Source organism: Paenarthrobacter sp. NPDC090517 (genome assembly GCF_044769165.1).
Lineage (GTDB): Bacteria > Actinomycetota > Actinomycetes > Actinomycetales > Micrococcaceae > Arthrobacter.
This window is the reverse complement of record NZ_JBIVXN010000002.1, coordinates 389,227-404,196: the sequence shown is the minus strand read 5'-3', so window position 1 is coordinate 404,196 and position 14,970 is coordinate 389,227. Positions and strand designations below refer to the sequence as shown.

Annotated in this window: 16 protein-coding genes; 15 read left to right on the top strand and 1 reads right to left on the bottom strand. The window is 62.1% G+C overall.

From position 1 onward, the window contains the following. The first annotated feature begins 17 nt into the window (after positions 1 to 17). The 15 genes from mmsA (at position 18) to ACIQTW_RS10610 (ending at position 14,252) form a co-directional block, all read left to right on the top strand. Entirely contained in the window at positions 18 to 1,547 is a 1,530-nt protein-coding gene (gene mmsA, locus ACIQTW_RS10680) for a multiple monosaccharide ABC transporter ATP-binding protein (protein ID WP_402936778.1), read from the top strand. 5 nt (positions 1,548 to 1,552) lie between these two features. Next, positions 1,553 to 2,836: a multiple monosaccharide ABC transporter permease gene (gene mmsB / locus ACIQTW_RS10675; RefSeq protein ID WP_402936777.1), complete on the top strand. Its 1,284-nt coding sequence runs from the start codon at positions 1,553 to 1,555 to the stop codon at positions 2,834 to 2,836. 99 nt (positions 2,837 to 2,935) lie between these two features. Then, complete coding sequence (locus tag ACIQTW_RS10670; protein WP_402936776.1) at positions 2,936 to 3,919, top strand: LacI family DNA-binding transcriptional regulator; 984 nt, start codon at positions 2,936 to 2,938, stop codon at positions 3,917 to 3,919. A gap of 5 nt (positions 3,920 to 3,924) precedes the next feature. Then, on the top strand, positions 3,925 to 4,497 hold the full coding sequence (pyrE, locus tag ACIQTW_RS10665) for an orotate phosphoribosyltransferase (RefSeq protein ID WP_091465032.1): 573 nt from the start codon (positions 3,925 to 3,927) through the stop codon (positions 4,495 to 4,497). 47 nt (positions 4,498 to 4,544) lie between these two features. Next, the gene (locus ACIQTW_RS10660) at positions 4,545 to 5,669 is read left to right on the top strand and encodes a thioesterase domain-containing protein (RefSeq protein WP_402936775.1); all 1,125 of its coding nucleotides are present in this window, start codon (positions 4,545 to 4,547) and stop codon (positions 5,667 to 5,669) included. A gap of 109 nt (positions 5,670 to 5,778) precedes the next feature. Beyond that, the gene (locus ACIQTW_RS10655) at positions 5,779 to 6,753 is read left to right on the top strand and encodes an ABC transporter ATP-binding protein (protein WP_402936774.1); all 975 of its coding nucleotides are present in this window, start codon (positions 5,779 to 5,781) and stop codon (positions 6,751 to 6,753) included. Further along, the gene (locus ACIQTW_RS10650) at positions 6,750 to 7,664 is read left to right on the top strand and encodes an ABC transporter permease (protein WP_402936773.1); all 915 of its coding nucleotides are present in this window, start codon (positions 6,750 to 6,752) and stop codon (positions 7,662 to 7,664) included. The genes ACIQTW_RS10655 and ACIQTW_RS10650 overlap by 4 nt, the downstream gene beginning before the upstream one ends. Positions 7,665 to 7,849: 185 nt before the next feature. Continuing rightward, complete coding sequence (gene lxmK / locus ACIQTW_RS10645) at positions 7,850 to 8,959, top strand: class V lanthionine synthetase subunit LxmK (RefSeq protein ID WP_402936772.1); 1,110 nt, start codon at positions 7,850 to 7,852, stop codon at positions 8,957 to 8,959. Further along, entirely contained in the window at positions 8,956 to 9,915 is a 960-nt protein-coding gene (locus tag ACIQTW_RS10640) for a T3SS effector HopA1 family protein (RefSeq protein ID WP_402936771.1), read from the top strand. The genes lxmK and ACIQTW_RS10640 overlap by 4 nt, the downstream gene beginning before the upstream one ends. Positions 9,916 to 10,028: 113 nt before the next feature. After that, complete coding sequence (locus ACIQTW_RS10635; protein WP_166660211.1) at positions 10,029 to 10,202, top strand: hypothetical protein; 174 nt, start codon at positions 10,029 to 10,031, stop codon at positions 10,200 to 10,202. Between the two features lie 104 nt (positions 10,203 to 10,306). Continuing rightward, positions 10,307 to 10,480 carry a hypothetical protein gene (locus ACIQTW_RS10630; protein WP_402936770.1) on the top strand — a complete coding sequence of 58 codons (174 nt, stop codon included), beginning with the start codon at positions 10,307 to 10,309 and terminating at the stop codon, positions 10,478 to 10,480. A gap of 109 nt (positions 10,481 to 10,589) precedes the next feature. Further along, positions 10,590 to 11,228: a flavoprotein gene (locus tag ACIQTW_RS10625; RefSeq protein ID WP_402936769.1), complete on the top strand. Its 639-nt coding sequence runs from the start codon at positions 10,590 to 10,592 to the stop codon at positions 11,226 to 11,228. Then, positions 11,225 to 12,088, top strand: coding sequence for a hypothetical protein (locus ACIQTW_RS10620; protein ID WP_402936768.1), 864 nt, complete (start codon positions 11,225 to 11,227; stop codon positions 12,086 to 12,088). Before ACIQTW_RS10625 ends, ACIQTW_RS10620 begins: the two co-directional genes overlap by 4 nt. After that, positions 12,085 to 13,338 carry a M16 family metallopeptidase gene (locus ACIQTW_RS10615; protein ID WP_402936767.1) on the top strand — a complete coding sequence of 418 codons (1,254 nt, stop codon included), beginning with the start codon at positions 12,085 to 12,087 and terminating at the stop codon, positions 13,336 to 13,338. The genes ACIQTW_RS10620 and ACIQTW_RS10615 overlap by 4 nt, the downstream gene beginning before the upstream one ends. Next, positions 13,335 to 14,252: a hypothetical protein gene (locus ACIQTW_RS10610; protein WP_402936766.1), complete on the top strand. Its 918-nt coding sequence runs from the start codon at positions 13,335 to 13,337 to the stop codon at positions 14,250 to 14,252. The genes ACIQTW_RS10615 and ACIQTW_RS10610 overlap by 4 nt, the downstream gene beginning before the upstream one ends. 13 nt (positions 14,253 to 14,265) lie before the next feature. Here ACIQTW_RS10610 and ACIQTW_RS10605 read toward each other — a convergent pair whose 3' ends face one another. Continuing rightward, complete coding sequence (locus ACIQTW_RS10605; RefSeq protein ID WP_402936765.1) at positions 14,266 to 14,949, bottom strand: response regulator; 684 nt, start codon at positions 14,947 to 14,949, stop codon at positions 14,266 to 14,268. Positions 14,950 to 14,970 lie beyond the last annotated feature (21 nt).

Below are 14,970 nucleotides of genomic sequence, written 5' to 3'. Positions count from 1 at the left end.
GTCAGCGGGAATTGACGATGAACGTACCCATTCTTCAAATGCGAGGAATCACCAAGACCTTCCCCGGGGTAAAAGCCCTTCAGGACGTCACCCTGGACGTAAACAGAGGTGAGGTCCACGCCATCTGTGGCGAGAACGGAGCAGGGAAGTCCACCCTCATGAAGGTGTTGTCCGGCGTCTACGCACACAATACTTTCGACGGAGACATCCTCTTCGAGAACGAACCCTGCGAGTTTTCGAGCATCACGGACAGCGAGAAGCGCGGCATCGTGATCATCCACCAGGAACTGGCCCTGAGCCCGTACCTGTCCATCGCCGAGAACATCTACCTCGGCAACGAGCTTGCCAATAAGGGTTGGGTGGACTGGCGGAAGACCAACCTGGAAGCCGCCAAGCTGCTGGCACGCGTAGGCCTCAGCGAAAACCCGGTCACCCCCATTCAGCACATCAGCGTTGGCAAGCAGCAGTTGGTGGAGATCGCCAAAGCGCTGTCCAAAGAGGTGAAGCTCCTCATCCTTGATGAGCCCACGGCGGCGCTGAACGATGAAGACTCGGACCACTTGCTGGACCTCATCCTGCACCTCAAGGGCCAGGGCGTCACCAGCATCATCATCAGCCACAAGCTCAACGAGATCCGCAAAGTTGCCGACGCCGTGACCATCATCCGCGATGGCAAATCCATTGAGACCCTGCGCCTGGACCAAGGCCAGATCACCCAGGAACGCATCATTCGGGGCATGGTTGGACGCGACCTCGAAAGCCTCTATCCGGACCGGACCCCCAACATCGGCGAGGAAGTCCTCCGCATTGAAGACTGGACAGTCCAGCACCCGCAGGATCATTCCCGGACCGTGGTGAACAACGCCAGTTTGAACGTGCGCAAGGGCGAAGTGGTAGGCCTTGCCGGGCTCATGGGGGCCGGCCGGACTGAGCTGGCCATGAGCGTATTCGGACGGACCTATGGGCGGGCGGTATCGGGCAAGGTCTACAAGTACGGTCAGGAGATCGATACCTCCACGGTCTCCGACGCAATAGACCATGGGATTGCGTACGCCACCGAAGACCGCAAGCACTACGGCCTGAACCTTATTGAAGACATCAAGCGGAACATCTCCATGGCAGCCCTGAACAAGCTGGCCAAACGGGGCTGGGTGGACGGCAACAAGGAGACCACCGTTGCCAACCACTACCGGAAGAGCATGAACATCAAGGCTCCTTCCGTAGCTGCCATCACCGGCAAGCTCTCAGGTGGAAACCAGCAAAAGGTGGTGCTGAGCAAATGGATGTTTTCGGACCCCGACGTCCTGATCCTGGACGAACCGACCCGGGGCATCGACGTCGGCGCCAAGTTTGAGATTTACACGATCATTGCGGAGCTCGCAGCGGCAGGGAAAGCCGTCATTGTGATCTCCTCTGAGCTTCCGGAGCTCCTGGGCATCTGCGACAGGATCTACACGCTGTCCGCGGGCCACATCACCGGCGAAGTCCCCATCGCCGAAGCCACCCAGGAAACCCTCATGCACTTCATGACTCAAGAGAAGGAATAGCGAACATGTCCGCCCTACGAGAATCCCTTGGCTTCCTCACAAGCCGCCTTCGCCAGGTTGGCATCTTCGTCGCCCTGATCCTGATCGTCATCCTCTTCCAGGTACTGACCGACGGCATCCTGCTCCAGCCCCAGAACGTCACCAACCTGGTGGTCCAGAACAGCTACATCCTGATCCTCGCCATCGGCATGGTGATGGTCATCATCGCGGGGCACATCGACCTCTCCGTCGGCTCAATTGCAGGCTTCATCGGCGCTGTGGCAGGCGTGATGATCGTCCATTGGGGCTGGGCGTGGTGGCTCGCCATCCCGGCCTGCCTCCTGGTGGGCGCGCTGGTGGGAGCGTGGCAAGGCTACTGGATTGCCTATGTGGGCATCCCTGCCTTCATCGTCACCCTCGCGGGTATGTTGATCTTCCGTGGCCTGACTCTCATTACCCTAAAGAACCAGCAGATCACCCCGTTCCCGAACGAATTGCGCGCCCTCGGTGGCGGCTTCCTCCCGGACATTTCCGGCGGCACGTCCGTCCTGGAATGGTTGACGGTCATCCTCGGCGTCGGTGGTACGGCTGCCATTCTGTTCCAAGCCATCAAGGAACGTCGGGTTCGCCGCAAGTTCAACCTGGAAAATGAACCGATGGCATGGTTTGCCGTCAAGAACGGGTTCATCGCAGTGCTGATGCTCATCATTACCTTCCTCCTGGCCAGCTACCGTGGCACCCCGATTGTCCTGATCGTCCTGGCTGTCCTGGTGATTGTGTATTCGGCCCTGATGAACAACAGCATCTTCGGCCGGCACACGTATGCGATCGGCGGCAACCTCCACGCGGCCGAGCTCTCGGGCATCAAGACCAAAAAGGTCACCTTCCGGCTCTTCGTCAACATGGGTGTCCTCGCCGCCCTGGCCGGGCTGGTCTTCACAGCTCGCCTTAACTCGGCACAGCCTGCAGGCGGCACCGGCTTCGAACTCGACTCCATCGCTGCCGCCTTCATTGGTGGCGCTGCAGTCCAGGGCGGCATCGGAACAGTAGCAGGGGCCATGATCGGCGGCCTGATCATGGGCGTCCTCAACAACGGAATGTCCATCCTTGGCCTGGGAACGGATTACCAGCAGCTCATCAAGGGCTTGGTGCTGCTGCTCGCCGTCGGCTTCGACATCTTCAACAAGAACCGCACCGGTTCCGGTGGAGGTTCTTCCGTGGGCCGTCGCTTCAAGTGGAAGACCACCCCTCCGGCAACCGAAACGTCTACCCCAGCCAAGTCTGAGCCCGTCGTCGTCGACGCGAAATAGTCGCTGATGTCCAGAGGGGGAGCGCCCCGGCCCAGGGCAACGCCCGGGGCCGGGGCGGACACAGCTGCGAGGCCTGACGAAAAGGCGAGGCCTCCAGTCATGGGTGACGTCGCAAAGATGGCAGGAGTCTCGCACCAAACCGTTTCCCGCGTACTGAACAACCATCCGAACGTCAGCGGCAAGACCAAGGAGCGCGTGGAGTCAGCCATCGCGCAGCTTGGGTATCGCCGCAACACTGCTGCCCGCAGCCTGGTCACCCGGCGGTCCCGGACCATTGGCGTGCTTGCCTGCGAAACAGGTCAATTCGGACCCGCGAACACTCTCTTGGGAGTCGAACAAGCGGGACGTGAAGCCGGCTACTTCGTCAGCATCGCGAACCTCCGGGAAGTGACCGACCACAGCGTCAACGATGCCATCGCGCACTTCCGGAACCAGTCCGTGGACGGGATCGTCATCCTGGTTCCGCATCCCGATGTCCTCGCGGTCCTGCGCGATGTTTCCTTTCCCGTGCCGATCGTGGCCGTCGGGGCGGGCACGGGCAACCAGCTGACGGGCGCATCACTGAATCAGCGGCTCGGAGCGCGCCTCGCTGTTGACCACCTGATCGGTTTGGGGCATCGGCGTATCGCCCACATCTCCGGCCCGCCGCACTGGATCGACGCGGCCGAGCGCATCAAGGGATGGCAGGAATCGCTGGCACATGCTGGGTTGGGCGCGGACATCCTGCTCCAAGGCGGCTGGGACGCGGCATCGGGGTACCGCGCCGGGCTGGACCTCATCAAACAACACACCGTTACAGCCGTGTTCGTCGCGAACGACCAAATGGCAGTGGGTGTACTCCGCGCCGTCCAGGAAGCCGGCCTTCGCGTGCCGGGCGACATCAGCGTGGTGGGCTATGACGACCAACCCGAAGCCGAATTCTTCATGCCACCCCTGACCACCATCAAGCAGGACTTCGAGGAACTCGGCCGCCGTTGTATGGAAGCGGTGCTGCAGCAACTGGATGGCGACGGCGGTATCGACGATCAGATCGTCAATCCCCGCTTGGTGATCCGCGCCACCACGTCGGCCCCACTAAACTAGGAGCCATGACTTCCACGCCTGATACTGCTGCTGCCCGCGCCCGCCTCCTTGAACTCATCAAAGAACTCGCGGTGGTCCGCGGCAAGGTAATCCTCTCCAGCGGTAAGGAAGCGGACTACTACATCGACCTCCGCCGCATCACCTTGCACCACGAGGCCTCCAAGCTGGTGGGCCAGGTCATGTTGGCAATGATCGACGACGCCGGCGTGTCAGTTGAGTGCGCCGGCGGGCTCACCATGGGTGCCGACCCCGTAGGTACCGCTGTGATGCACGCCGCTGCCGACGCCGGCCGTGCCGTGGACGCCTTCGTTGTCCGCAAGGCCCAGAAGTCCTACGGCATGGGCCGCCAGGTGGAAGGCCCCTCGGTTGAAGGCCGCAACGTAGTGGTGCTCGAGGATACGTCCACCACCGGCGGGTCCGCACTGACCGCCGTCGAAGGTGTCCGTAAAGCGGGCGGCAACGTTGTGGCAGTGGCCGTGATCGTGGACCGCAACACCGGCGCCAAAGAGAAGATCGAAGCCGAAACCGGCGTGCCGTACCTCTTCGCCTTCGGCAAGGATGAACTGGGCCTCAACTAGGAACTGCAGGGCTGTAAGGCAGTGCCCACGAAGCCTATGCTTGCTGCGTGGACGTTCAAGTAGGGAAGCTCACGGCGCCGCCGGAGGTGAACGAAAACCTCCCCACGCAGGCGACTCCGGAACCGGTACAGGCCGAGGATCCGGGCTCATGGGCCCGGATCCTGCCCTACGCTGCCCGGCTGAAGAAAACGTCCCGCCGCAATTTCCTTATCACCGCCGGAGCCTCCGGAGCGCTCGCCGCGGACATGCTTTTCACCCGGCGCGTACAGGCCGAGCGGCGGGCCACCAAGATCCTCCGCGTCCCGGATCCGTACTCGGACCTCTACTTCCCCAACGCCAGCTGGATCCTCTTCCCCGGCTACAAAACAAGTTGGGAAGAGGCACAGTGGATCCTCAACTCGCTGCGTCCTGCCCTGCATCAGCGGGGCCGCCTTGCCGCCGTCGGGTATTCAAACCTGGGCCTGGACGTGGACGAAATAGTCCGCGAAATCATCCTGCACGTCCGCGAGCTGAAATTGGAGAAGCTGTACTTTTACGGCCACAGCTTCGGCGGAATGCTCGCCACCCAGGTCGCCGCCCGCCTGCTGGAGCTGCACGGTGTCGAGACGCAGGTGATCGTCCTGGATTCAAGTCCGTTCAGCCGCGCCGACGTCTTGGACCAGAGCTGGTTCGACGGCGTGGTGTTCCTTTACGAGAATGGCTTCCGCATCCCGTCTGTCCTGCGCGGCGGCTACGAGCTGGGGGAGCGGGTGGCGCATAAAGATGAGCGCACCTGGCGCCAGATTCTGGACCAAAGCCTGGAACAGCTATCGCCGATCGCCCCGTCCAGCGTCCTGATACAGACGGAGTCGGCGTACATCTACCACTTTGACGGCCTCCGACTGGCGGGGAAAATCGGGGGCACCAAGATGGCTTTCATCGGCAACGCCAAGGATGCCACGGTGGATTACGAGTCGGCACGTGCGGGGTGGAGCAAAGTCTTCGGCGCCAACATGGCAATGCCCACGCTCAGCACGGAAGGCGCGCGGCCCGCACATGCCAGCCCGCAATGGAACGGCAGCATCTACAGGCCGCTGCTGGAACGTGTCCAGGATGAGCTCCAGCCGCTCCCGCCCGAGCCCCAGGAGCCGTCATACCAAGAGCCCAACGGTAAGGTCATCCGCCCGGCCTAGGTGAACTTTCGTACAAGGCAGCTCTGTACTCGAGTACAGGGTGGATATCCCCGATCCTCCGTAGCGTCGTTCTTGACAGGAAACAAGAACGAATTTCGAGGAGCGAAGTATGAACGGCCTACAGCTCACGGGCATCAGCCGCAGCTTCGGTGACCGCAGGGTCCTCCACGATGTGGACCTCACGGTCCATCGCGGGGAGATCGTGGGATTCATCGGCGGCAACGGTGCAGGTAAGACCACCACCATGCGCGTGATCCTTGGTCTGCTGACCCCGGACCACGGCGAAGTCACCTGGGAAGCCTTGCCCATCACAGCCAAGGACCGGAGGCGCATCGGGTACATGCCCGAGGAACGAGGCCTCTACCCCCAGATGCCGGTGAGGGACCAGATCATTCACTTCGCCCTGCTGGAAGGGCACCAAGCCGGCGCCGCACGTGAGGTTGCAGACGAACTCATCGCCTCCCTCGGCCTGCAAGGCCGTGAGCAGGCTTTGGTCCAGGACCTCTCCTTGGGAAACCAGCAGCGCGTCCAGCTGGCCGTCGCCTTAGTGGGGGACCCGGCACTCCTGGTGCTGGACGAGCCATTCTCGGGGTTGGATCCCATCGCCGTCGAAACCATGTCCCGACTCATCCGGGAGCAGGCGGACCGGGGCGTCGGAGTTCTCTTTTCCTCACACCAACTTGAGCTCGTAGAGCGCCTGTGCGACAAGGTCTGCATTCTCGATCGCGGTCGTGTGACGGCGAGCGGCAGTGTCGTGGAGCTGCAAGACGACGGTAAAAGCCGCTGGCGGCTCGCCTTCTCCCGCACGGCAGATTCGTTCGCCGCTGAAGTCTCGATGGCCCGGGGCGTCAACGTGGAGTTCTCCGCCGCCGACCGCACCACGGTCCTCGTCTCGGTGGACGGCTCAGGACGGGACGTGCCCGGCGACATCCTTGCAGCAGCGCAACGGCACGGCGGGCTGAAGAGCATTGTGTCCGCACAGAGGTCATTGGCTGACCTGCTTGCCGGCAAGTTCATTTCGTCCGGTCCAGGTATCACCCCGGGGGCGGAGCGCTCCCTCGACAAAGTTGGAGTATCGCAATGAGCGCAACAACATTTGATCGCACAACCCGAAGCGCCGCTCCTTCTTCCGGGAGTGGACTACGTGAGACGCGCCTGATCATACGGCGCGAGATCCTTACCCGGCTGGGGAACCGGACCATACTCACTGCAACAGGGCTTCTGGCCCTTTTCGCCGGCGCTGTTGCCGGGATCGGCGGATGGTTCCTTGTGGACTCATTTGGCGGGACCGGGGCAATGAGCTTTGACCCCCGCGCCATCTTCGCCACCGCCATGATCAGCGCGTTGCTGGCATCCCTGGTCTACTCGGCATCGAGTCTGACCTCCGGGGTGGTTGAGGAGAAGTCGTCAAGGATCGTGGAGATCCTGCTGACCAAGATCGGCATCGTCCCGCTACTGGCTGGAAAGATGATCGGCATAGGGCTGGTCACCCTGGTTCAACTGCTGGCAATCGGTGGCACCGCCGTGGTGGGGTTCAGCGTTGTGGGAGGCTGGTCCCTCATCAACGTCGCTGTAGGGCCAAGCCTGCTGTGGTTCCTCCTATGGTTCCTCCTGGGCTACGTGATATTCGCAGCCTTGAACACAACTCTCGCTTCCACGGTGTCCCGGCAAGAGGACCTGGGCACTGCAGTCATGCCGCTGTCAGTCCTGCAAATGGTGCTATTGGTGGTCTCCCTCTACGTCCTGCCAATGAACATGGGGAACCCGTGGCTGGAAGGACTGTCCTTCGTGCCGCTTTTCTCCTCCTACCTCATGCCGATGCGCTTCGCACTGGAAGACGTATCCACTTGGGAGATGGTGCTGGCCGCAGGCATATCGGTGGCAGCGATTCCCGCCCTGTTCTGGTTGGCCACCGTGATTTATCGGAACAACGCACTGCGCACCGGCTCACGAGTATCCCTGCAACAGTCCCTGACCTCCGACGAGATGGCCTAGCCCCAACTCGACACTCAGTCCACGGTCCCGGCTCGTCGGGCTCCAGATAGGAAAACCATGTCTGACAACAACAAGCGAAACCAGTCACTGGCCACCAAGAAGCTCCTCCGCAACATAGCCCTTCTGATTGTCGGCATTCTGGCCGCCTATGCGGTAACCACCCTGCTGCTCTGATGGAGACCCTCATGATGACCGCCACAGCTCCGCACCCGCAGTCCACCACTCCGGCCGCGCGCCACGCAGCCGGCCTGGCGACCACTGTCCTTGCAGGCCACGGCCGAGAAGCAGTGGCAGACATCGCCCCGGCCGCTTTCGCCGGCCGCAACGGCACGTGGAACATGAGACTGCGGAGTGGGGAAAAGGTCTTCGTCAAGCAGATCTCAGCGCAGGCTTCCGGCCCGGTGGCCTTCGGCAGGTCGGTTGCCTTCGCCGCATTCGCCGCGCGGTCCCCGGAATTTGTGCCGGCAACGCCACGGCTCATAGGTAGTGACGCTAAGAATGGCCTCCTGGTTTTTGAACACTGCCCCGGAACCAGCCTGGCGCAGTTGTTGGTGGAGGAGTCCATGCCGGACACCTTTCCGGAGGAAGCGGGCGCATTGCTCGCCCGGCTCCACGCCGGCCCTACCTTTGGGTTGGAGCGCTCGGCACCTCCAAGCCCACCCGTGGAAATGCTCGCGGTTGGCGTTCCGCACACTCGCTACCTGGAGTTCACAGTGGCGGAGATGGCCCTCTGGGCAGAACTGCAGAATGACCGGGAGCTGGTTGCCGCTGCGGACCGGCTGAGGGCATCGGAACGGAAGCACCAAGAACGCCCCATTCACGGCGACTTGCGCCTTGATCAGTTCCATCTCCACAACGGGAGCCTGTGTGTCCTTGACTGGGAGGAGTTTGGACTCGGCGATCCTGCCCGGGACCTTGGAATGCTTGCAGGTGAGTGGATCTACAGGGCGGTCCTGGACACTGTGACTACCCGCGGAGGAGCCTCCGCACCCCCAGCCAGGTTCGACGACGAAAGCGCGTCGGCACGCATCGCCGAACGGATGGCTGCCATTGTTCCCTCAGTTCGCCGGATGTGGACCTCCTATGCCGATCATGCCAATTACGAAGATCCGGATCTGCCGGTTCGCGCTACTGCCCACTTGGGATGGCATCTCGTGGACAGAACCATCACCAGGGCTCCCATGGTGTCCCGGCTCCCCGGCATCGAACGGGCAGCTGCGGGCGTCGGGCGGGAGGCACTGCTTTCGCCCGGCCACTACGTCAGCGCCCTCGGTTTCGAAAGGACACCCCGATGACCGTCACACTCGACGCTCCAACACCGACGTCCTTCGGAAATGTATTGGCATCCCTTGAACACAGGATTTCCGTTGACGCCCATCGGCTCACCGCCAGAATAGACTCCACCACACTTCGTGCCACCAGCCTCACCGAGTTGCGCTCGCAGGTGGCCGGGGCGATCTACACACACCTCCATGTCGGGCACCCAGGCATCGAGACCGTGCCAGGAACCGGCCACCAGGACCTTGCTGGGGCACTTATTGAGGCCATTCCGCACCGCACCGTTATCCAGTCGGCGTCGGCGAGGACACAGGTAGAGACGTCCGTCCAAGGAGTTCCGCACCAGGTGGTGGAGCTCTCCGGAGTGAAGGTCCTCTTTCCCGAGGAGGCCCTGGTACGCAACCCTCTGGACGAAATCGTAGGGGTGCGCGTTCCCAGCTGGCGAAGCCGTGCCACCCCCGGATTCCTTCTTGCGCTCGGGGCCCACGGTGCCGTGAACCCCGCGGCTGTTTCAAGGCTGTACGTATCCTGTGCGACGGCATCCGAAGCGCTTGAAGTGTGGCCAAAAGTTCTTGGTGCCCTTGCCGACAGCGGACTTAGCCATCAGGCAAAGGCCCTCTCGTCATCACGTGCATTCCCACGCAGTGACGCGATGGTCATTTACGTGTCAGCCATTGATTCAGACGCTGCGGCTTCCCTCATTCGCACTGTCCTTGAGTCCTTGTCCTGGCGGGAAACGCCCCTGTCTGTTTTCACCCATGGCGTCGGAAACCGCCTGGCACTTGCCATGGAACCAAGGGATCCTCGTCCGGCGTACCGGGGACTCAGCTTCGGGCAGCACCGCTCGAGGGTATTGGCGGACGCACTTCTCCGTGCGTCTGTGGACAAAACCGACCTCGAACCCGCTTGGTTTGAAGAAGCGCAAACAGCCTGCATCAACCCTCACCGGCCTGGATACAACGCGGGCCAGTGACTACTCCGGGCAGTGGCCCGCCGCCGCCCGGGCACCCAAAGACCTCCAATGAGGAACCCAGAAAAGAAAACCCCTTCCCACTCAGATGGGAAGCAAATCAAACAGGAGACACCATGTCCAACGCAATCGTTAACTTCCACCAGGCCGACCTGACCGATCTTGCACGCGCCCACAGCACCTTTGCCGCAGCTGACGAGCTGGGCGGCGACGCTGCCACCGAAGCTCCCGCAACCTCACCGCTGTGCATCGGCATCATTGTTGGCGCAACGCTCGGTGCTGGCTGCTAACCCGCCCCGGCGGCACTATAAGCAACCGCAGTACAGCCAAAAGCATCACTCTTTAGCACCCCAGACGCACCCACCACGTGGGGCCATTAAAAGGAGACATCATCATGACGAACACCATCACTAACGTTCCGCAGGCCGACCTCACCGACTTGGCCCGGGCGCACAGCACCTTTACGGCTGCTGACGAGCTCGGCGGCGACGCAGCCACCGACGCGCCGGCCACCTCGCCGTTCTGTGCAGGGGTGATCATCGGCGCAACCCTGACCATGGGCTGCTAGGCAGGCCTGAACACGGGGAAGGCGCCAGCGAGGTGGTGGAAACATCATCACGCTGGCGCCTCCTGACCCTTTTCTGTCCGACCCACCCTCCTGAATGCTGAGACCTGCCATGACCACCACTGACAGCAGTCCCCGTCCGATATGGGCGGACCTCACCCTCGAAGCCTTCGGATACTCCAAAGTTGCCCTGATTCTCACAGGCTCGGCAGTCACCCAAGTAATGCCCTTCTGGATTGAATGGGCTGTTTCCGCAGCACCGGAAACCGAGTTCAAGGTGATCATGCGGGACTCCGCGCAGCGTTTTATCACCCGTCACAGCATTGAGTCCCGGCTGAAATCCCGTGTACAGGCCGATACCTGGGGGGAAGAGCTCATTGCTGCGCACATCGATTTGGCAGAGTGGGCGGACCTCATCCTGGTCTATCCGGCAACCCTGGACTATTCATCGCGCTTGGCTCATGGCATCGCTGATTCGCCGTCGTTGCTGGCAGCAATGACTACGGAGGCCCAGGTCTGCATCGCTCCGGCACTGCCGCCCCGAGCAATGGCCAACCCAATCGTTGCCGAGACCCTCAGCAAACTGCGCATGCCGGAGAATTTCCTGGTCATTGACCCCGTCCCTGGCCCCAGCGAGTCCAGCGACGTCGCCATGGCGTGGGTGCCGCCGTCGTTCCCCGCCGTGATGCGCCGCTTGGAAGAGCAGCGGCTTCTTCGTGCCGGGATGACCAAAGAAGCGGCTACTGCATGAGCGCCGCAATGGATTCCCGGAAGAAGTCCGCCATCCGCTCCACCCGGACGGACTTGTTGTCCACGGGTGTTTACGCGGTGGGAGGTGCCTATGAATGGGTGCACAGTCTCGGAGTTGGAGCGCCGATTCCCTTCTCTTCCCTGCGCATCAGCGTCGACTCCGTCCCCGGTGACCTCTTGGTAGTAGGCGTCGGTGGTGACCGCCACCGTTCTTACTCGACGCCGGCAGGTTCCACAGTCTTCGACCTCATCACGGCAGGAGAGCTCGTCAACCTCAGGGTGGCGGGGCGGGAATGGGGAACTGCCCTGAGCAGCCTCCATGAAAGTGCGTCCCTCATCGGCGACTTTCCTGAAAGTACTCCACGTACCGTCCAGCGTTCGGAGGCCTGGCTGGGAGGGACATGGGAGCCGGCTCGCGAAGTCCTGGGCGAAGGTGGCCTGCTGGAGATCCGCCGATGGATCCAGTGCATACTCTCCGGTCCTGACCAAGTGGTGGTTCACGGGTATCCCGGAATGGCCCACTGGGTGGTGACCCCCGATGGCGCAGCCGGCTCGCTCCTTACCGGCGAGGACCTCGGGCGTGCCCACCCCAGCTATGACATTGCCTGGGTGCTCGGCGAGATGGCGGAACTCCACGCCTTCCACCCTGTACTACGGCCAGCCCTGGACGAGATGCGCAACGGTTTCCTGGAGACTTGCGGAGCAGCTCCCGGACCGAGGGAAATTGGCCCGGCGCTGGCCTTCAGGATCGCCCAGCATGCCTACGACTGGCACCATTATGCCGGCGCAGGCGAAGCCCAGGCGAAGGGACTGCTTCGCCTCGCTGGCTCGTACTTGGAAACCACCATGGAGGTGCGATGACTACCCCTTCCGCTCTCGGCACCCTGAACGGCCGAGCTGTGTACGGCATGCGTTTGGACGCCGGGACAAGGCTGATCGCCATCCACGATCCTTCCGCCCGCATCATTTCCATGAGTCTCGGAGTGCCGGCCGGAATGCGCCATGAAATGCCGGGAGAGGAAGGCATGCTGCACCTCCTGGAACACATGGTGTACCAGGACAGCGCCGACATTAGCGCGTCCGAACGGCAGGTTTCCGTTCACAAAGCCGGGGGAGTCCTGGGGGGCAATACGCACATGGACTATTCCGAGTTCTACGAGACCGGTCCCATGGGACACCTCGAACAGATCTCCAAACGCCTGGTTGAGCAGGTGTTCCATCCCGCGCTGACTCAACACCAGATAACGGAGCAAATAGATGCCGTTGCGACTGAACGGGCGCAACGTTTGGCTCAAGCTCCGGGGGGAGTCCTGCCCTGGCCCCACCTGACTTCACGCTATTGGGCGGACCACCCCAACGGTCACGACGGCACTGGCGATATAGACCTCGCAAAGCGGGTTACGAGTGAAAAGCTAAGAGCGCTGCATCGCCGCCTTTACCGTCCTTCGGTGGCTGTGTTGACGGCCGTGACATCGGAAGACCCTTTGAAGACACTCCGGTTGCTGTCCGCGCCGTTCTCCGGAAGTTCAGACGAGGCACCCTTGGTTCCCGCGCTCCAAAACTCCGTCCGCAGGGGCGGTTCGACGTCCACGATCTTCTCCAGTGCAGCCAAATCGACGCGCGTACTTTCCGCCACTGCGGCAGCGTGCGGGCACTCCGCATCCCCGGAGATGCTCGGTGACCTCGTGACAGCTGAGCTGCTCTCCCAGCAGGATGGTATCGACGCCAGCGGCGGCTTGTTCGGACCAGGGGACCTGACCCGGGACGACCTGTTTGTCTTGGTCGACGACACCGGGCAGGCCATTGATCCCTGCGAGAGATACCGGGCCCTGGCTATTGCTGATGATGCAGCCATCATGCTTGCGGCCCGTCGTGCACTGCTCCGGATGGAAAGGTTCACTCACGATGACCAACGGCTCGTGCGGACCGTTACTCGTGACGTGCTTCTGAGGGGGACACCGACGTTCGCCGCTGAGCTGGCGGAGTCCCTCGCCGAAATATCCGACGACGCCGCGCGGCTAAGGCCCGTAGTCACCGCCGCGGCACGGCGTCTTGCCGATCAGGACTCCGTGACATTGACCATCCAGCCCTCCGAGGAGTTTCTCCAATGATCACTATTCGCCGATACCTTGGCCAGGTTGACCGGCGTTCCCGCTTCACCACGGTGTCAATCGGCTGGCGGACTGCTTCCGACGGCGTCCCGCGCCTGCGTGATGCCGTTAACCGGGCCGGGGAACACAGCGGGCCAGCCAAGCAGCCGGTTGCCATGACGTGGACACCCGGAGATGGCGCCGTGGTGATGACCGCGACCCTGCCGGAGGTTGCTGCACGGAGTTGGATCGAAAATGTCATGAACACTGAGCAGTTGGGTGTAAGGGAATTTGGTGACCCTGTGCTCGCTGTTGTGGGTTCTGCCAACTTCCTGGAAGATCTTGAAGGCCGCCTGTCGGAACGCAAGGGAGAAGTGTCTCCCTTTCCTCAGCAAGCGTTCCGGAGCACCATGAAGCAGACCACGGCACAGGGATTTGAGCAGACATTGATCATCGGTCAGGACCCGGCCGCGAACGTCGGGTTCGCCGCAACTTTCCTGGCCATTTGCCTGATAGCCGGAGGACCGGGCACCCTGCTGCCCGACGCCATTGAGAAGTCCGGGTACCAAGCAATCCTTCAAGCCGGACGGGGGCTGCAGGGCCATACGGCAACGGTGACGTGGCAAGTCATCGCGTCGCGGCCCAACGGTTCGGCCGTTCTGGAAACGGCGCTGTCAACAGTGGCTGGCTTCAGTGTTGCGGAGCATGCGGAAGCGGCGGAACAGGCCAGGGAATTTGCCCGCACGAATCTGAATCGCGCGTGGCAGTCCCCGCTTGAATTGGCCCGTTCCCTTGCCCATTACGAGGTGATGGGATGGGGTGGCGAGCTCGTCCGCAATCCGGATGCCGCCGTCGACGATGTGGCCCCAGCTGACATCGAGCAGGCCGTCGAAGGCCTGGTCCGCCCCATCAAGGAAATCCTGGGACGCAGTTAGCTTGTCCGGATCCTCACGAGTCTTGCCCTGTCCTCGAACTGGGGCTGAGGTCCACCAGCCCTCCTTCAACAGCAGTCACAAGGATCTGCACCCGATCCCTTACTCCGAGCTTCTCCATGACGTTCACGAACCGTGCCTTGATGGTGGACTCTGTTACGAAGAGCTCTGCAGCCATCTCGCGGTTACTCATTCCTCGTCCGAGTAGCTGGATCACCTCCAGCTCCTTCTTGGTCAGCGCGTCCACGAGCTTCGGGTCCGGAACGACTTCAGCGGGGACGGATTCAGCCAGCCCCGTCACAACATGCCGTGTCACTTTGGAGGATAGTACGGACTCACCCGCCATCACGGTGTGGATGGCGGCAGTGATCTCCTTGGGCAGCGTGTCCTTGACAAGATATCCCGAGGCTCCGGCGCGTAAGAGGTCTACCACGTAGCGATCGGTGGAGAAGGTGCTCAGCCCCAGTATGGCGATTTCCGGGAAGTCTGCATGGATTTGGGCCGTGGCAGCCACCCCGTCCATCACCGGCATCTGCATATCCATGAGGATCACATCCGGGCGAAGCGAGGCTGCCTGGACCACCGCCACACGCCCATCCGATGCCTCGCCTACAACCTCGATGGACGGGTCCGACGAGAGATAATCACGCAGGATCTCCCGCGCCAACAGCTCATCATCCACCAACAACACTCGCGTCATACTGATCCCCCAATGTCAGTC

Excerpts from the sequence above, each read along its gene's own strand:
- mmsA (WP_402936778.1), top strand. The coding sequence starts at position 18 with ATGAACGTACCCATTCTTCAAATGCGAGGAATCACCAAGACCTTCCCC.
- mmsB (WP_402936777.1), top strand. The coding sequence starts at position 1,553 with ATGTCCGCCCTACGAGAATCCCTTGGCTTCCTCACAAGCCGCCTTCGC.
- ACIQTW_RS10670 (WP_402936776.1), top strand. The coding sequence starts at position 2,936 with ATGGGTGACGTCGCAAAGATGGCAGGAGTCTCGCACCAAACCGTTTCC.
- pyrE (WP_091465032.1), top strand. The coding sequence starts at position 3,925 with ATGACTTCCACGCCTGATACTGCTGCTGCCCGCGCCCGCCTCCTTGAA.
- ACIQTW_RS10655 (WP_402936774.1), top strand. The coding sequence starts at position 5,779 with ATGAACGGCCTACAGCTCACGGGCATCAGCCGCAGCTTCGGTGACCGC.
- ACIQTW_RS10650 (WP_402936773.1), top strand. The coding sequence starts at position 6,750 with ATGAGCGCAACAACATTTGATCGCACAACCCGAAGCGCCGCTCCTTCT.
- lxmK (WP_402936772.1), top strand. The coding sequence starts at position 7,850 with ATGATGACCGCCACAGCTCCGCACCCGCAGTCCACCACTCCGGCCGCG.
- ACIQTW_RS10640 (WP_402936771.1), top strand. The coding sequence starts at position 8,956 with ATGACCGTCACACTCGACGCTCCAACACCGACGTCCTTCGGAAATGTA.
- ACIQTW_RS10635 (WP_166660211.1), top strand. The coding sequence starts at position 10,029 with ATGTCCAACGCAATCGTTAACTTCCACCAGGCCGACCTGACCGATCTT.
- ACIQTW_RS10630 (WP_402936770.1), top strand. The coding sequence starts at position 10,307 with ATGACGAACACCATCACTAACGTTCCGCAGGCCGACCTCACCGACTTG.
- ACIQTW_RS10625 (WP_402936769.1), top strand. The coding sequence starts at position 10,590 with ATGACCACCACTGACAGCAGTCCCCGTCCGATATGGGCGGACCTCACC.
- ACIQTW_RS10620 (WP_402936768.1), top strand. The coding sequence starts at position 11,225 with ATGAGCGCCGCAATGGATTCCCGGAAGAAGTCCGCCATCCGCTCCACC.
- ACIQTW_RS10615 (WP_402936767.1), top strand. The coding sequence starts at position 12,085 with ATGACTACCCCTTCCGCTCTCGGCACCCTGAACGGCCGAGCTGTGTAC.
- ACIQTW_RS10610 (WP_402936766.1), top strand. The coding sequence starts at position 13,335 with ATGATCACTATTCGCCGATACCTTGGCCAGGTTGACCGGCGTTCCCGC.
- ACIQTW_RS10605 (WP_402936765.1), bottom strand. The coding sequence starts at position 14,949 with ATGACGCGAGTGTTGTTGGTGGATGATGAGCTGTTGGCGCGGGAGATC.